Here is an 18,089-nt window from a genome sequence, read left to right as displayed (position 1 = left end):
TTACTTAATGCGCATACCTGGTTGTGCGCCTTCGTCTGGGTTGAGGATCCATAGATCTTCACCTCCAGGGCCCGCTGCCAGAACCATACCTTCGGAAACACCGAACTTCATCTTTCTCGGAGCAAGGTTAGCAACCATCACGGTTAGTTTGCCTTCTAGATCTTCAGGAGCATATGCGGATTTAATGCCTGCAAAGACATTACGTGTTTCACCACCTAAATCTAGCGTTAACTGTAGAAGTTTATTCGCACCCTTAACATGTTCTGCTTTGGCGATGCGTACAACACGCAGATCGACTTTAGCAAAATCAGGGAACTCAATTGTATCGGCAATTGGCTCGTCAGCTAATGGACCTTTATCTGCTTTGGAGCTTTGCTCAGTTGCAGCAGCGAGTGCGGCCAAGACTTCTTTAGTCTCTTCGATAATTGCGTTTACTTTGTCTTCTTCTACACGCTGCATCAACGGTTTGAACTTATTGATCTTATGGCTAAGTAGAGGTGCTTCAATAGCATCCCACGCCATATTCTCAACATTTAGGAAAGCTTGAGCTTCTTCTGCAACTTGCGGAAGTACTGGCGCAAGGTAAGTCAGAATGACACGGAACAGGTTGATGCCCATTGAACAGCAATCTTGTACCGCTTTCTCCTTACCTTCTTGTTTAGCAAGTACCCAAGGTTCAGCGGTGTCGATGTACTGGTTAGCTTTATCAGCAAGCGCCATGATTTCACGCATCGCTTTGCCGAATTCGCGATTTTCATAAGCGTTGGCAATGCTTTCGCCAGCAGCAACCGCTTCTTGGTATAGCGCAGGCTCAGATAGAGCAGGCGCCATTTCACCATCAAACTTTTTCTTGATAAAGCCAGCACAACGAGAAGCGATGTTGATAACTTTGTTGACCAAGTCTGCGTTAACACGCATACGGAAGTCTTCAAGGTTAAGGTCGATATCATCTATGCCTGAGCTTAACTTAGCTGCAAAGTAATAACGCAGGTATTCAGGGCGCAGATGCTTTAGGTATGTCTCAGCCATGATGAACGTGCCGCGAGATTTAGACATCTTTTGACCGTCAACCGTTAAGAAGCCGTGACAGAAAACACCAGTTGGCTTACGGAAGCCTGCACCTTCTAGCATTGCTGGCCAGAATAGGGTGTGGAAGTAAGCGATATCTTTACCGATAAAGTGGTATAGCTCAGTTTCTGATGATTCAGACCAGTATTCGTCAAAATCAACACCGTTCTTATCACACCAGTTTTTAAAGCTAGCCATGTAACCGATAGGCGCGTCCAGCCATACATAGAAGTATTTACCTGGAGCATCTGGAATTTCAAAACCCCAGTAAGGTGCATCACGGGAAATATCCCAGTTTTGTAAGCCTGATTCGAACCACTCATTCAGTTTATGAATCATCTGCTCCTGAACGTGGTTATCTACCCAGTTACGTAAGAACGATTCGAAATCGCCTAGTTTGAAGAAATAGTGCTCGGACTCTTTCTCAATTGGTTTCGCACCAGAAACTGCGGAGTAAGCATTTTTCAATTCAACAGGGCTGTATGTTGCACCACATTTTTCACAGGAATCGCCATACTGATCTGGTTCACCACATTTAGGGCAATCACCCTTAACGAAACGATCAGGAAGAAACATCTCTTTTTCTGGGTCATACGCCTGAGTGATAGTCTTTTTAGCGATATGACCGCCATCACGCAAAGCTGTGTAAATCTTTGATGAGAAGTGCTGGTTTTCAGGTGAATGAGTAGAGTGGTAGTTATCAAAACCAACCATAAAACCAGAGAAGTCACGCTGGTGCTCTTCGCTTACTTTATCGATCAATTCTTGCGGTGAAATACCCATCTGATCAGCTTTTAGCATGATTGGCGTGCCGTGAGCATCATCAGCACACACATATGCACATTGATGACCACGTTGCTTCTGGAAGCGAACCCAAATATCAGTCTGGATATATTCCACCAAATGACCAAGATGGATAGGGCCATTAGCATACGGAAGGGCGCTTGTTACAAGAATTTTGCGTTTGCTGTCAGTCATGATCTGCCTGAAAACCTAAAATCATTAAAAAATAGACCGCAGATTCTACGCGTTTTGGTCGATTTTATGAACAGTTAAAAAACAGCTAATAGGGGAAGATTAAATATTTATTTTGAAGGGTATTTTGAGGAGTCATTATCGAAGTAGTGCTTGCGCAAAACTAATAGATAATGAGCAAATTTAGCTTTTATTTGAATAGTTTTAATACAGTTGTTTGATTTCTGGACAATCTTGTAATACCCAACTAGACCTAGAATGGTAGAATGTACACCAGTCACGGAAGACCACTAAAGTTCAGAAGGTATTGATATGGATGCGCGCGTAACTAACACTGCAGTTGATAATCAAGCAGTATTCTGTGAATTGTGCCCTGAAAGTTTAAAGTTAGGGACTGCTGTTGCAGATATTGCCGATTGGGAAACAATAACTGTAGATAGTGTTGAACAGCTATTGCCGGCATTAGAACAATCATCAGCAAATATTTTAGTCTTTCCTTTAGGGACGAATCCCTCACAAGGTTTAGATGTTTTACAGCATGTTGTAGAAAAACACCCTGGGATAATTCGTGTTGTTATCTCTGGTCCTCTCACCCCTTTGCAAGCAGCAAGAGCCTCAGAGTTAGCTCACCATGCATTGCCGATCGATTGTAATCCCCAAGAGCTCGTTGATGATATATACAACAGTTTACATGTCACAGGTCTAATCAATAAGCCGGTTGTTAGAGATTATATTACTTCATTAAAAGCTCTTCCTGTTCTACCTGATGTTTATGAACAGTTAAATAATTGTCTGAATTCTGATCGTTCGAATGCACGAGAAATAGCTAAAATTATTGAACAAGACCCAGTAATGGCCGCAAAAATAATGCAGTTGGTTAATTCTGCTTATTTTGGGTTAAGTCGAGAAATTAATCGGATTCATGAGGCGGTAACCATTCTTGGTGTCAGAATGATTCGAGACCTAGTATTAACATCCCATCTGTTTGAGTCGTACCCGCAAACAGATGACTGGAAGAGTTTCTCTTTTAAACAGATCCATCAACGCTCGATGGCTGTGGCCCGAGCTGCACAGCATATTGCCCGGGCTGCTAAGGCAGATCGTCATGTCCAAGCGCAGGCTTTCTTAGCAGGCCTATTACATGACTTTGGTGTGCTTGTACTGGCAAGCCATAATCCTGCTGAATATCACCGTGTTATTAGCAAGGCAGCACTGATGGAACAGCCAGTTTATGCAATTGAAAAATTAGAGTTGGGTGTAACCCATGCTGAAGCCGGGGCGTATCTTTTAGCTTTATGGAATCTTCCTCCACGCGTGATAGAAGCCGTTCTCTTCCATCATTTTCCAAAAGCTAATGCTGCAGCTGGATTTACGCCTTTAACTGCGGTACATGTGGCCGATGCCTTATTGCCTGCTGCAACGAGTGTTGTCGGCTGTGATATGTCTAGCCGTTTGAGTATGAGTTATATCGAAGAAATAGGTATGGAGCCTGAATTGGCTCGCTGGCAGATTATTACATCGGAATATCAAGCTCAGGTCGGTTTTGTGTAAAAATAATTAAAGCCCTATAAAAAGTAGGAATATTGTTCATACTTAAGTAAGCTATGCGACTGTTCGGTCTGCAGGGATACAGGAGGTTTAAGCAGGCTGTGTTGGTTAAGGGAGATGTTTACTCTTAAGAACATGAGATCATTTATTTTTGGTTTTGTGTTCAGCCAAAAGTGAATTTATGCTTACACACAATGCAGAGTTAGATAAAGCTCTGTTTCTATGTTCTGACAAAACGGATGCTGATGCCTATCTGAATGAGCTAAAAGGACTTTTTAATTACTCAGTGACTTTGGTTACAGATTGGGAGCAATTGCTCAATTCTGCGCAGCAGGAAACCTACGCCATCATCATGCTACAGCTAGGTAGCTTTAAAGCTGAAGATGAGTTAACACATCTTAAAAATCTTATAGATATACAGCCCGGTTCAATGAGGGTAGGGCTTTATCGGCCTATGAGTATGTCTACTCGAGTCGCTTTTTCTGAATGTTGTCATCGACTTTATCCTTTAGATATTGAGCCTGAGCAATTAGGTCAAGGAATATCTGAGAGTGCAAGGGCACAACGAATTCTAGGGCAAGATAAAGTGCGTGAACTTGTGGGGAGTGTTAAGGTTTTACCTTCTCTGCCTGATATCTATGTAGAGCTTAATGAGGCCTTATCTTCTCCAAAAAGTAATGCTCGTATAATTGCAGGGATTATCGAAAAAGATATGGCGATGGCTGCCAAAATCTTACAATTGGTTAATTCGGCGTGTTTTGTTTTAGAGCGTAATATAAGTAGCCTGCAAGAAGCGGTGTCTTTGCTTGGTGTGCGTGAAGTTCGGGATTTGGTGCTAACTAACAAGGTATTCGAACATTTTCCTCAGGATGGGCGTTGGAGTAGCTTTGCATTTGACCATATTCGGGACCGTTCTGTTCTAGTTGCCGGCTTAGCACGTGAGATCTGTCGTACAGTAAAAGCGTCACCCGTTGTAACTGATCAAGCATTTTTAGCAGCACTTTTACAAGATTTCGGTATGTTGATTTTTGCAACTCATGATCCTGAAGGCTATCAAAAGGTTATGCAGGAAGCGACAGATCTTAATCAGCCTTTATATGCAGTTGAGAAAATGCGTATGGGAGTTAGTCATACAGAAGCTGGCGCGTATTTGTTATCGCTTTGGAATATTTCTCCTGCCGTCATTGAAACAGTGCTTTTCCATCATTTTCCTGCGTCGAGTAAATCAGATGATTTTTCGGCACTGACGGCTGTGCACGTTGCAGATGCTATTTTACCTAATGTGACTAATGTGCTGGGCTGTCAGATTTCTAGTCGTTTAAGTTATCACTATTTGGAACGTTTAGGGTTGGAGGATAAGATAAACCATTGGCAGCAATTGGCGAGTCGATATAAATTTTCTCATCCAGGTTGTGGAGGGGTGAAGAGTAGTTTTGCCTAACTTATCATCCTGCTAGAATATGCATCTTTATCAAGGGGGATTTATCCCCCTTTTCTCTGTTTTAAGTTCTTTGTTTGAGGCATGAATGTCTATCTCTGTTGTTGAACCTGAAAAGTACCAAACGCAATTAACGGTTAAAAAAGCAGCAACTGCTGAACAGTTTGCTGATTTTAATTTGCCAGAGATAGAGGTGTTTGAATCGCCAAAAAGTCACTATCGTATGCGTTGTGAGTTTCGTGTTTGGCACGAAGATGATGACCTTTACTATGTGATGTTTGAAAAGGGCAATAAACATGCACGTATTCGTATAGATCACTGCCCAATGGTGTCTAAACGAATTGAAGAAGTTATGTTTAATTTGCTTGAAGACATTCGCCCAAATGAAGTGTTACGTCGAAAACTGTTTCAGATCGATTTCCTAAGTACCTTAAGTGGCGAACTGCTGGTAACTTTGCTTTACCATCGTCCTATTGATGAGACATGGACTGAAGCTGCACGTGAACTTAAACAGAAATACAACATTCAGTTAATTGGCCGCTCGCGCAAAACTAAAATCCTATTGGATCAAGATTTTGTAATCGAAAAGCTAGATATCAATGGCCGTGATTATATTTATAAGCAGGTTGAAAATAGTTTTTCTCAACCAAACGGTGAAGTGTGTCGTCACATGATCTCCTGGGCATTAGATGCTACCCAAAATGCGGGGGGGGATATGGTTGAGCTATATTGTGGTAACGGCAACTTTACTCTGCCTATGGCGCAAAACTTTCGACGTGTTGTGGCGACTGAAATTTCTAAGACATCGGTACGTGCAGCTCAGTTTAATATTGAAGAGAACAACATCGATAACGTTGATGTGGTTCGAATTAGCTCAGAAGAGTTTTCTCAAGTATTAAGTGGTGCCGTAGAGAAACGACGTACCAAAGACCTTGGTTTGAAAGAGTGTAACTTCACAACGGTCTTGGTCGATCCACCGCGTTCTGGTCTAGATGATGATACGGTTAAGCAAGTTCAAGAGTATGACAATATTCTGTATATCTCTTGTAACCCAGATACATTGGCTGAAAACCTAAAAGTTATCACGCAAACACATGAGTTAAAACGCTTTGCGATTTTTGATCAGTTCCCTTATACCGATCATCTTGAGTGTGGTGTGTATTTAAGTCGCAGTTAAAGAATTAATGTAAACGCTCTTAACGTTTAGGCGAAACCACAATTTTTTCATGGGCCTCTTGTTGAAGGGAGGCCCATTTATCCTCAAATTCTTTTACGTTAAGGGGTTTAGAAAAGTAGTAACCCTGAGCGTACACTTTACTTTCAATCTGGCGAAGAGCTGTTAATTGCTCTTGGGTTTCAATACCTTCGGCAATGACTTCTAGTCGCATACTTTTACTCATTTGAATAATTGCTTCGACTAGGCCGTGGTAAGCCCCTTTATCAGTGCAGTTACTAATAAAAGAGCGATCTATTTTTAGTATATCTAGTGGGAATTTCATCAAATAGCTTAAAGCAGAAAAACCGGTACCAAAGTCATCTATAGCAATCTTACAGCCAAGTGAGCCAAGTTCTTTGAATATGCGTTGATTTGCTTGGTTATCAAGCAGTAATAGGCTTTCCGTAATCTCGATTAATAGAGTTTCCGGAGGTATGCGATGCTCTTCAATTGCAGTTTTAATACAGTGGATAAATTGGCTGGACTGAAACTGCTGTATGGATACATTTACAGATAAGTAAAAATTCGGTTTTAAATTTTCACGCCAGAAGGCTTGTTGTTTGCAGGCTTGTTGTATACACCACTCTCCAATAGGGACTATCAAGCCAGTTTCTTCGGCAATGGGAATAAACTCGCTTGGGGAGATAAGTTCTGTACCGTTGCGGAGCCTTAATAAAGCTTCTGCACCAGTGATTTTGGCATTTTTAAGGTTGAAGATAGGCTGGTAATGCAGTTCCAGTAATTTATCATCAATCGCTCTACGTAATAGCGCTTCTATCTTAGCCCGTTGTTGAATATGTTGATTATGTTCCTGTGTGTAAAAGGCATAACGGCAACGCCCTCCCTCTTTTGCGCGGTACATGGCGATATCTGCATTTTGTACTAACTTGGTTGGATTATCGGCATCGGAAGGGAACATGGAAATCCCAACTGATGCAGAAATATAGATCTCACTTGCCGCTAAATGAAAACTTTCTTCCAGTTTACTGACTATGCGGCTGGCTATTTCTTCTGCTTTTTCTGGTGACTGTAGATTTTGCAGTATTACTGCAAACTCATCTCCCCCTAGCCGAGCAATGTGGTCGTTGTTGCGTAATTGAGAGCTAATGCGTTTAGTTGCAGCACATATAAGTTTATCTCCAACGTGATGGCCGTAGGTATCGTTGACTGATTTAAAATGATCTAAGTCTATAAAAAACAGTGCAAAGGGGCTTTGGCATTCTTGCCTTTTTTCAAATAGTGAATCTAAGTATTTCTGGAAATGGTTGCGATTTGCTATGCCGGATAAGGCGTCGGTATTGGCTTGATATTCCAGTTCACTCCTTGCCTGATTTAGGCTGGTGACATCGGTAATGACGGCTAATGCCCCTGGATAGGAGTCGCTGGCGGAAAGTGTTGCATCCATCAGGACTTCCATTTTTTGCCCTGACTTGGTTTTTATATTTATAGGGTATTCGGCTAAGTTGCCCTTCAGCCACAGAGTTTGAATACAGTCTTTTATTTGGTTTGTATCTTTTTGATCATAGAGAAGGTGGCTTAACATATGGCCGACAATTTCCCTTCGATCATAACCTAGATTTTGCAGGAAATAATCACTGGCATCTTTGATCATGCCTTGCTGATCAAAGCTGAAAATTAATGATGGTGTCGAGTGGTATAGCGTTCTCAGGCGTAACTCACTGTTTTTCAGACGAAGGTGATGTTCTTCAATGTTATTTTGCATATCGTTAAATGCACTGGCAATTTCGCCTAACTCATCATTAGATGTGTGTTGCACTTTCGCAAAAAAAGCATCGCCTTTGCTATTTTTTATAGCCTGCAGTATGGCCTGTATAGGTCCGCCTAGTAATTTATAATAAATAAGCCATACGGTGGTTAGTAGCGTTATAACCATTACTAATAATGTGATTAGGGTTTCGTTTAAAGCGCGTTGTTGATTGGCTTGTAAACGGGTATTACCAACTATAATTATCATGGTGCCGGCTTGTTGGGTTATATGGGCATTGCTATAGATAATTGGGGCTTCCAGGGTAAAGGCGATATCCACATGCCCCAATTCATCAGATTGTTGTTCATATACAATGTTATTACTTTCATCCCGAACTTCGACTTTCAGCAAATCCGGGTCGAGCATCATTGAACCAACAATATTTTGTAAAATTTTCGTATTAAAGTTCCATAGGGGTACAGCCAAACTGGCAGGTAAGCTCTGAAGATTGTCTTTTTTTTCCTGTAGCTGCTGCTCAAGCTGCTGTGAGGTTTGGTATGCAGAAAAGCCAAAGGAAATTAATAAGGCGATCAATGCTCCAGGTATTAATACCAGAAGTAATTTAGCTTGCAGTGATCGTAAGTGAGATAGCATATACGACCTTATTTTATTGTATAATGGAACTGAATACTTTCTCTAAGGAAAAGTCATAGTCGGTAGATCCATCTACATCAGAAAGAGCAAATTGGGTGAAATCAATTTTATTCCATTGTTCATTGCCCAGATGAGATAAGTATAGATTGATGTTGGTTTTATCAATACTTTGCATCTGAAAACGGATATCACCTATAGGTGTATCAATTCCCTTGAGCTGTTGTTGATGGTAATCATGTAATAACACCATGGACCAAGCCCCACCGAGGAAATGTCCTCCGTCGGTTAATAACATTTCTCCGTTTTTAACTAGCTTAAGGCCTTCTGAGGACCAGTTAAGTCCGACTAAGCATACATCTTCTCCAGCTTTTAAATTATGCGCCTCTAATGCTGCTTTTGCGCCAAAAGCGATAGGATCATTTGCAGCCCAGATTACAGAGGGGATTATCTGATTTTGTTGAGCCCAATGCAGATATTTCCGTGTTAGTCGCTCAGCATCTTTCTGGTTCCAATTGGCATAGAGAAAACGATCTAGTTTTAACTCGTTGTGCTGTTTAATAACAGAGAGCGCTCCTTCGTTACGTCCAATAGAGGCCGGTGTGAGTTGATCGCCGCCAATCGCAAGAACATGGTAGGGTGTTTTATGCTGCTTTTGTTCTGCACAGTGCAATAAAGCGGTCATCATACGCTTGCCTGCAGCAAAGTAGTCAGGAGTAATGGCACCTAGTAGATGAGGGTTTTTACCACCGGGAAATCCTACACGATCTCTTTGTTTTGGTAAGAAGTCACTCAGTAACATGAGTGTTTTTATTTTCTTTTCGGCAGCTGCAAGTATTATTTTTTCAGCAGCTTGCTCTTCGTTGACCAGAATCAGGTAATCGGGAGGAACTTCCCGTTGAGTGGCTTTAATACCTAATGAAGCCATTTCTACGCGGTTGCGCTCAGCGTATATCACTTCAAGTTTAATGTTAAAGTCAGTGGCTGCCGCTTGCATCGTCTCTGTAACCATATCCCAAAACCGTTCACCCTGTTTACCAGGGTTGATGAAGGTTACGTTCATTGCTGAAGCCTGAAATGAACATAAAACTAGGCATATGATTTGTAGCGGTTTACTGAACGAACTTATCATTTTTATTCACCGTTCGAAAACATCAGTATGGATCTATTCTGCCTTTAAACGTAAGGACGTTACAATTAGTTTAAGACATATTTCTTCGCAGGCAATTGTAGATTATAGAAGTAACTTCTATAAGCGTGTGTTAAATCCTATTTGTAATCTTTCACCAGAAGTATTAAATATCGCTACTTGTATTGTAGTTCCTCGTTTTGGATAGCAGATCTTATATATTTCTACTCTCGGTTGGTGATGACTAGCCGTTCTTAAATGATCGAGCAGACTGCTAGCCTGTATTCTGCCAAAAGCATGTGGGACAGGGTTGGAGAACAGCATGAAAGACTTACTTAAAATAACCGGCTTTACTGCCTTTATCTGCATTGCATTTATCAATGCATTTGTGGATCTAGGGCATAAAATTGTTATCCAAAACACCCTGTTTAAAGCCTATGATGGTGACCTGCAAATTTTGCTGACAGCAGTTGTGAATGGCTTAATCTTATTGCCATTTATTATGTTGTTCACCCCCTCCGGTTTTCTTGCCGATAAATATCCTAAGAATAACGTTATGCGTTTATCAGCATGGGGAGCGGTTGGCATAACCTTGTTGATAACCGCTTGTTATTACATGGGGTTATTTATACCTGCATTTGCGCTTACCTTTATTCTTGCTTTGCAAAGTGCATTCTACTCACCGGCTAAGTATGGCTATATCAAAGAGATGGTGGGGACAAATAATCTAAGTGAAGGTAATGCTTGGGTTCAGGCGGTTACGATGATCGCTATTCTGAGTGGAATTGTCGTGTTCTCGTTGCTTTTCGAGATGCGCTTAGCAGGTTTGACCGAAATTACGCCAGAACAGAGCCTTATTAAAAATGCACCATTGGGTTGGATCTTAGTCGCGGGTGCGTTGATTGAGCTCTATCTTGCCTATCAATTACCGCAGTTACGTGAAACTGATCAAACAGCAAAATTTGACAGATCGGCCTATCTAAAAGGTAAAACACTTAAAAACAATATTCAGTTGTTACAAGGTAAGCGCCCGATCTGGTTTGCAATTATTGGTTTGTCTCTGTTCTGGTCTATTAGCCAAGTTATGCTGGCTGTATTCCCTGCATTCGCAGAAGAGTATCTACAACAGAGCAATACATTTGTGATTCAAGGCACTATGGCGCTGGCGGGTGTGGGTATATTGTTCGGTTCAATTCTGGTTGGACGCTTTTCTAAACATTACATCAATGTTGGTTTAATCCCTGTGGGTGCTGTCGGCGTAGCCATAGGCTTAATCTTATTGCCTCAGCTTGACTCTATGTGGATGCAATCTGCTGTGTTTTTCGCAATTGGTTTGTTTGGCGCGCTGATGTGTGTGCCATTGAATGCATTGATTCAGTTTCATGCCAGTGAATCAGAAAGTGGACGTGTATTAGCAGGTAGTAACTTTATTCAAAACCTAATGATGCTTGGTTTTCTTGCGATGACAGTAGTCTTCGCTTGGAACAGTGTTGATGGCGTGTGGCTTCTATTTCTTTTGGCTGCAATTGGTGTCGCAGGAGCGGTGTTTGCGATTGTGACGTTACCACAGGCTTTCATCCGTCTTCTGGTGATGATGTTGTTCCGTCGTAAGTACAAACTTCAGGTTTTAGGTTTCGAAAATTTGCCTGAATCTGGTAAAGGCACGCTTCTGCTTGGTAACCATATCAGTTGGTTAGATTGGGCTATCATCCAGATGGCTTGTCCACGCCATATCCACTTTGTAATGGAGCGTAGTATCTATGAGCGTTGGTACCTGCGTTGGTTCTTGGATATCTACAAAGTTATTCCTATCTCTAAAGGTAAAAGTCGTCAGGCATTGGAGCAGGTGGGTGAACTTATCAGTGCTGGCGAAGTAGTTTGTCTTTTCCCTGAAGGTGCTATCAGCCATTTAGGTCAGCTAGGTGAGTTTAAGCGCGGCTTTGAAAGAGCTTGTGTTGATGCCAAAGGTGTGATTGTTCCTTTCTACATGCGTGGTTTGTGGGGGAGTCGCTTCTCTCGCTCAACCGACAAAATGAAAGTGATTCGTAACGAATCTGGAAAGCGTGATGTCACCGTGGCGTTTGGTGCTCAGATGCCTATCAGCAGTACCGCTGCTGAAGTGAAGAAAAAAGTTTTCGAGCTGTCGATTCATACATGGGATCAATACACACAAACGTTGGAGACAATCCCGCAAGCCTTTGTTCGTAGTATGAAGTCGTCTCGTTCAGGTTACGCTATTGCAGATGTTGATGGTGGTCCGGTTAGTCAAACCAAGTTATTAACCGCCTGCGCTTTGTTTAAAAAGCGTATAGCTCGAACTGAAGGTAAAAATATCGGTTTGTTGGTACCAACATCCAGTGCCGGAGCTATTGCGAATATTGCTTCATTGATGGCAGGTAAAACTGTTGTAAATCTTAACTTCACCGCGCCTATGCCTGCTGTTCAATCTGCTTTGGAGCAAGCTGAGGTACAAACGATTGTTACGGCGAAGAAGTTTGTGAAAAAGCTTAAAGCGCGAGGTGTCGAGCTAGATAGCCTATTTGAAGGCCGCAGAGTGCTATACATGGAAGATATTAAAGCTGAAATAAGTAAAGCGGAGGCGATATTTACACTAGGTTTAGTTAGCGTTGCCCCGACCTTTATTTTACAGGCTTTGTTATGCAAGCTTTCCCAGCTTGAAGATACGGCAGCAATCTTGTTTTCATCTGGAAGTGAGGGCGCTCCGAAAGGGGTTATGCTTAGCCATCGGAATATCATGGCCAACCTGCGACAGACAGCCGATGTTCTTAATGTGCGAGATGACGACTGCATTATGGCAACCTTGCCATTATTCCATGCATTCGGTTTAACTGTGACCTGCTTTATGCCACTAATCGAAGACATGCCGGTTGTGTGTCACCCAGATCCAACCGATGCTGTAAAAATTGGTAAAGGAGTAGCGCGCTACAAAGCCACGCTTATGTGTGCAACGTCCACATTTATGCGTCTTTACGCGCGTAATAAACGTGTTCACCCATTGATGTTTCAGTCACTGCGCACTGTGGTTGCAGGCGCTGAGAAGCTAGATCCTAAAGTACGTGATCTATTTGAGAGTAAGTTCCATGTACCTGTAGTTGAAGGCTATGGTTCGACAGAAACAACGCCGGTTGCCAGCACAAACTTGCCTGATTCCTTAGACACGGATTGGTGGTCTGTTCAGGTAGGTAATAAGCCGGGAACAGTCGGAATAGCACTACCTGGATCAACGTTTCGTATTGTTGACCCTGATACACTTGAAGAACTGCCAACAGGTGAAGATGGCTTGATCTTGATCGGTGGTACTCAGATCATGCAAGGTTATCTGAACAATCCAGAGAAGACCGCTGCTGCAGTCGTCGAGATGGATGGTCTACGCTGGTACCGTAGTGGTGATAAAGGTCATGTTGACGAAGATGGCTTCCTGACTATTGTTGACCGTTATAGTCGCTTTGCCAAAATTGGTGGAGAAATGGTGAGCTTAACCTCTGTTGAAGGCCAAGTTAGAGAGTTGTTGAATGCACCTGAGTTACCACTAGTGGCAGTGAATTTGGCTGATGACAAGAAAGGTGAAAAAATTATTTTGCTAGTTGAGGGTGAGCATGATTCTTCTGCAATGAGGAATCAGTTAATAGAAGGTGGAATGCCTCCATTAACGCTTCCTTCAGAAATTTATGCAGTACTTGAAGTACCAGTGCTTGGTAGCGGTAAAACAGATTTTTGTAGTGCGAAAACATTGGCGGAGCAGTGTGCGGCTTAGAGTAAGTAATCTAGATATTGTTTATTGGTATTCGTGGAATCCGTCTCCTTTCTGACTTCTAAAGAAGGAGGCGTGACAGGGAAAAGTCTGGACAGCCCAAGTATTAAAATGCATTATTCCCACTAAATTACTCGGTTATTATCAAAAAGCATCGCATTAGGCTTATTCCGAGTTAAGTAAGAAATTTTTAGGCGGTATAAAAGTGTCAAATATTGAAGCGCAAATTAACCAAGTTTTAGGTCAGTATCAGGATGAGGTTGCAGCAACAGATCTGGTATCTGCTGGTTTTGTAAATGCAATTAAAGCAGAAGGATCATCAGCTAGCGTAGAGTTAGTATTAAGCTATCCATCCAAAGGTGTTGCTTCGAAATTACAAGCGGATCTGCAGGCTAAATTATTAGAGATCGGTGGTTTAGATAAATGCGATGTAATTATTGGTCACAACATATCGGCGAGCCCTAGCCAAAACAGCATTCCAGTGATGGAAGGCGTGAAAAACGTTATTGCGGTTGCTTCAGGTAAAGGGGGGGTTGGTAAATCAACGACTACGGTTAACTTGGCGCTAGCAATGGCTGCAGAGGGGGCTAAAGTCGGTGTTCTGGATGCTGATATCTATGGCCCTAGCCAAGGAATGATGCTCGGTGTTGCAGAAGGCGTTCGTCCGCAGCCTTATGATGAAAAGACATTTAACCCAGTTGAAGCCCATGGTCTTCAATCTATGTCCATGAGTTATCTGATCGAAGATAACACTGCTATGGTTTGGCGTGGCCCTATGGCCGCAGGCGCGCTGCAGCAATTGTTAACACAGACTCGTTGGCAAGATCTTGATTATCTATTTATCGATATGCCGCCGGGTACCGGTGATATTCAATTAACACTGTCTCAGAAAGTACCTGTTTCTGGTGCCGTTATCGTTACAACACCACAAGACATCGCTTTGCTTGATGCCAAAAAAGGTATCGAGATGTTCCGTAAGGTCGATATTAATGTACTGGGCGTTGTGGAAAATATGAGCACTCATATTTGTAGCCAGTGCGGTCATACCGAAGCCATTTTTGGTGACGGTGGTGGTGCCGAAATCGCAGAGCTTTACGATACAGAATTGTTAGGTAAATTACCTTTAGCACTGACAATTCGTCAACAAGCTGATTCAGGTGCGCCAACTGTTGCTGCAGACCCGGAAGGGGAGCACGCGCAGATCTATCGTACGGTTGCACGTACACTTGCTGCGAGGCTGGCAAAGCATAACGCAGACAATGATATCCGCGTGCCTTCGATTATCGTTGAAGATGACTAAGAAATAGCTAGTCGCTGTTTTGACTCTTAATAAAGCCCTTTATAGGGCTTTATTTGTTTCTGGCGTTCTCTTTAAGTTTGGCCGTGTAACACTGTTTTCATACACGACCAATAAATTGATTTTGATCAAATGTTGAACATTTATTTGGGTGGATTTAGAAAAGGGGTCTACAATCTAAGGTTCAAGCTGTATAAATAATAAACACTATAAGAATAAGTAAAGGGATGAACGATGGATTATAGAGCAACTGCAAATATAAAAATGATGAAGCCAAAACCCTCCGCTTTAACTCGGCGTGAGATGGCTGCAGAGCTTCGCCGTCAGGCAAATACACTGCGTGACGAAGGACAAACCGCAGCTGAGTTTTGGCTAGCTGAGCAATATGAGAAGACGGCTAATCTTCTCAACTAGAAATAGTGAAACCTATACAAAATTGAATTGAATTCCCCCTTCAATCTAAAACGGCCTCAATTGAGGTCGTTTTTTTTGTTCCTCATGCGTAAAAAAGGTACAATTGCCGGCTCGAAATTATCACCCGGATGGAAAGCCAACATGGGCATTAAAGCAGATAGCTGGATTCGTCGTATGGCGGAAGAGAAAGATATGATTTCACCTTTTGAGCCTGGTCAGGTTCGCGAAGTGGATGGCTCACGTATCGTATCTTATGGTACTTCCAGTTATGGTTATGATGTTCGTTGTGCAAATGAATTTAAGGTCTTTACCAACATAAATTCATCGATTGTTGATCCAAAAGATTTTGATGATGGTAGCTTTGTCGATATCCAATCGGATGTTTGTATTATTCCGCCTAACTCTTTCGCGCTAGCGCGGACTGTTGAATATTTCAAAATTCCGCGTGATGTTTTAACTATCTGTTTAGGTAAAAGCACTTATGCTCGTTGTGGCATCATCGTGAACGTCACACCTTTAGAGCCTGAGTGGGAAGGGCACGTTACCCTAGAGTTCTCTAATACTACGCCACTACCTGCAAAAATTTATGCAAATGAAGGTGTTGCACAGATGTTATTCCTTCAGGGAGATGAAGTTTGTGAGACATCATACAAAGACCGAGATGGTAAATATCAAGGTCAAACAGGTGTTGTAGTACCACGCACATAAGATTTACCGCACGAAGTAATAAGCACACCCGCTAATGATATTAGATCGAAAACAGATAAGCTCGTTCTGGGAGCAACTGCAGGACACGATTGAGCAGTTGCTATCTAGCCGTAGTGATGACCGTTTTGATGCTGAGCCTCTATTAACTCAGTATCGCGAGCAGTTGCAGAAAATTGATCGTAACCTTACGTTCCATTTTCAAAGTGATGAAGATCAGGATGGAGCGATCGAAATGGTATTCGGTTGTGACGGCTTTCCTGAGTCTATTCAATCAGTTTTGAGTCTGATTGGTGCTGCGCCAGACCTAACAGGTATAGAGTTTAAAGCGTTTAATAATCGCTATGACCCAGTACCGCTGACGATCAATATTGGCGATGAGTTTTGTGAGCTGTCGGATTTTTGGTTCCGTATAGTCATTGTAGAAAAGCGTCTGCATTTAGAGATCTATCTGGAAGATGCGCCAAAGGTGCTGGATATGGATCCACGGGTTGAAGCCGTTATGATCTACCTAGATGCCTTAATTGGTGAGTATGAGCTGATGACCCGTGTTTGGGCATTGGACTGGTTTGAACTACCTGTGTCGCCAGAGGATTATGGTTTGACTAAGCTAGTTGATCTGCGTGAGCGTTTTGATGAGCTTAAGAAAGGTGTTTCACCTATAGGTATGACGCTTCACTAGAAGAAAGCCTGTCGATAACTACCCAATATGACAGGCTGCTTTCTTTGCTCTAATTGTCCGACAAAATATAGATACTGCCTTCTTCCTCTTCGGCCGGTTTGTCAGAGCTCTGTTTCCATGCGCGCATTTTTTGATTTCCTTAAGTTTTTTGTTGCTTCCTTAGTAACAATCGACCATTGTCATAGTAACCTTAGTGTTAAATGCTAATCTTGCAAATTAATTTATAAATTAGGTGCCTTATGAGTGGATTACTGACAGCCTTGCTGGAAGATGTACGTGCAGAATATGTGGCACGAATGCAGGCTAGCGGTTGTTCAGAACCTTATCTAACTGCAGAGCGATTGTGCCATGAGGTTCTATTTATTGAAGCGGATAGGCTAGCTGAGATCATTGAACAAGATCCGACCTTACTTGCTGCTCGCGCAGGTGATCTGATCATGAACCGCCAAGAAAGTGAAAACCCTTCTGTCGGAGTCATCATTTGCTGCAATATTTTAGCGGCAGCGTTAGAGGGGTTGTTAGCTGTTGCTGTTGAGCGAGAGTGGCTTGATATTGATGAAGAGGGCAATGTCTTGGTAGATGAGGAAGAGTTGAATCAAGACTCCCAATACTCAATCGATGTTGATTACAGTACTTCTGAGGTGGCTACTCGGAATATCGCTTTAGGAGGTGCGAGTAAACTATCCGGTATTTTTTCTGCAGCTGAATCTGCATTTTTAGATGCGTTGCAGGAAAACTCTCGTACTAAAGATGCCTATCAACAAGCACTCGATATATCCTCTGATTACTCTGTCTTTGCCCCGGAAGAGATAGCGCCCCTAGTTGCAGAGAATCCGTTGTTATTAGGGCTTCGACCGGAAGATCTAATCGACGAAGATCTGTTCGAAGGTGATCCACCTGCAGGCTTGATCATTAGTGCTCACCTTACTCAGATGATGCTACAGCAGATGTTGGAACTAGGCGTAGAGCATGGTGTATTGGTGCTTGATAGCAGTGGCCATATCATCGTTCCAGATGAGCCTAAAGAGCCGCCAACCCTTCATTAGGCTGTAAGATGTAATCTATGCGCGGCTGAATGATGTTTGATATTTAGTTAGCGCCTACCATCATACTGGTAAATCTCTAACTCGCTTGGTTTTGCCTCTCCGTTGTACAGTTCAGAAGCCCGTTCGGTGACATGACGATATATCTCCACAAGTTCTTTTTCCTGTGCTACTTGATGAGCTTTCAGTAAAACTGCCTTGAATTCAGCGTTCTCCCTTTTTTCCTGAATACCAATGTGCCTGTTGTCAGCATGTACGGGTTTGCTGGGATAGACAGGGGCTATCTGCTGGGTAGACAATGATATTTTCACAAGCTTGATCCTAGGTTTTCTAATTATTTTTATGTTAGGAAATAAGATCAAAACCGAAAATATGCATATACCCATATGGGATTTGCAAAAGTAGAGTAAAAGTCGTGATAAAGAATTCAGCAATAGGTTTTT

At 42.3% G+C, this 18,089-nt stretch carries 13 protein-coding genes; 9 read left to right on the top strand and 4 right to left on the bottom strand.

From position 1 onward, the window contains the following. Window positions 1-2,046, bottom strand: coding sequence for a methionine--tRNA ligase (gene metG, locus ACMXYP_RS12160; RefSeq protein ID WP_415881898.1), 2,046 nt, complete (start codon window positions 2,044-2,046; stop codon window positions 1-3). Window positions 2,047-2,355: 309 nt separating this feature from the next. Between metG and ACMXYP_RS12155 the strand changes: the two genes are divergently transcribed. The 3 genes from ACMXYP_RS12155 to trmA all read left to right on the top strand — a co-directional run bounded on the left by ACMXYP_RS12155 (window position 2,356) and on the right by trmA (window position 6,206). Then, entirely contained in the window at window positions 2,356-3,594 is a 1,239-nt protein-coding gene (locus tag ACMXYP_RS12155; protein WP_415881897.1) for an HDOD domain-containing protein, read from the top strand. A gap of 178 nt (window positions 3,595-3,772) precedes the next feature. Beyond that, window positions 3,773-5,032, top strand: coding sequence for an HDOD domain-containing protein (locus ACMXYP_RS12150; protein WP_415881896.1), 1,260 nt, complete (start codon window positions 3,773-3,775; stop codon window positions 5,030-5,032). Window positions 5,033-5,117: 85 nt separating this feature from the next. Beyond that, on the top strand, window positions 5,118-6,206 hold the full coding sequence (trmA, locus tag ACMXYP_RS12145; RefSeq protein ID WP_415881895.1) for a tRNA (uridine(54)-C5)-methyltransferase TrmA: 1,089 nt from the start codon (window positions 5,118-5,120) through the stop codon (window positions 6,204-6,206). A gap of 19 nt (window positions 6,207-6,225) precedes the next feature. Here the strand turns inward: trmA and ACMXYP_RS12140 are convergent, their stop codons facing one another. Continuing rightward, entirely contained in the window at window positions 6,226-8,607 is a 2,382-nt protein-coding gene (locus ACMXYP_RS12140; RefSeq protein WP_415881894.1) for an EAL domain-containing protein, read from the bottom strand. A 13-nt stretch (window positions 8,608-8,620) separates the two neighbouring features. After that, window positions 8,621-9,667: an ABC transporter substrate-binding protein gene (locus tag ACMXYP_RS12135; protein WP_415881893.1), complete on the bottom strand. Its 1,047-nt coding sequence runs from the start codon at window positions 9,665-9,667 to the stop codon at window positions 8,621-8,623. 388 nt (window positions 9,668-10,055) lie between these two features. On the opposite strand from ACMXYP_RS12135, the gene ACMXYP_RS12130 reads away from it, so the two are divergent. The 6 genes from ACMXYP_RS12130 (at window position 10,056) to ACMXYP_RS12105 (ending at window position 17,649) form a co-directional block, all read left to right on the top strand. Then, a complete protein-coding gene (locus ACMXYP_RS12130; protein ID WP_415881892.1) occupies window positions 10,056-13,508 on the top strand; it encodes an acyl-[ACP]--phospholipid O-acyltransferase in 3,453 nt (1,150 codons plus the stop codon). Between the two features lie 202 nt (window positions 13,509-13,710). After that, window positions 13,711-14,805 (top strand): iron-sulfur cluster carrier protein ApbC, encoded by a 1,095-nt coding sequence (gene apbC / locus ACMXYP_RS12125; protein ID WP_415881891.1) that lies wholly within the window; start codon window positions 13,711-13,713, stop codon window positions 14,803-14,805. Between the two features lie 231 nt (window positions 14,806-15,036). Then, a complete protein-coding gene (locus ACMXYP_RS12120; RefSeq protein ID WP_415881890.1) occupies window positions 15,037-15,216 on the top strand; it encodes a hypothetical protein in 180 nt (59 codons plus the stop codon). Between the two features lie 141 nt (window positions 15,217-15,357). After that, entirely contained in the window at window positions 15,358-15,924 is a 567-nt protein-coding gene (gene dcd, locus ACMXYP_RS12115) for a dCTP deaminase (RefSeq protein WP_415881889.1), read from the top strand. 34 nt (window positions 15,925-15,958) lie between these two features. Continuing rightward, window positions 15,959-16,603 (top strand): hypothetical protein, encoded by a 645-nt coding sequence (locus ACMXYP_RS12110; protein WP_415881888.1) that lies wholly within the window; start codon window positions 15,959-15,961, stop codon window positions 16,601-16,603. A 239-nt stretch (window positions 16,604-16,842) separates the two neighbouring features. After that, window positions 16,843-17,649, top strand: a complete 807-nt coding sequence (locus tag ACMXYP_RS12105) for a hypothetical protein (RefSeq protein WP_415881887.1) — start codon at window positions 16,843-16,845, stop codon at window positions 17,647-17,649. 47 nt (window positions 17,650-17,696) lie between these two features. On the opposite strand, the gene ACMXYP_RS12100 is transcribed toward ACMXYP_RS12105, so the two are convergent. Further along, a complete protein-coding gene (locus ACMXYP_RS12100) occupies window positions 17,697-17,957 on the bottom strand; it encodes a hypothetical protein (RefSeq protein ID WP_415881886.1) in 261 nt (86 codons plus the stop codon). Window positions 17,958-18,089 lie beyond the last annotated feature (132 nt).

This window comes from Neptuniibacter sp. QD34_54 (genome assembly GCF_047778055.1).
Classification (GTDB): Bacteria; Pseudomonadota; Gammaproteobacteria; order Pseudomonadales; family Balneatricaceae; genus Neptuniibacter.
This window is presented reverse-complemented; position numbering and strand designations above follow the sequence as displayed.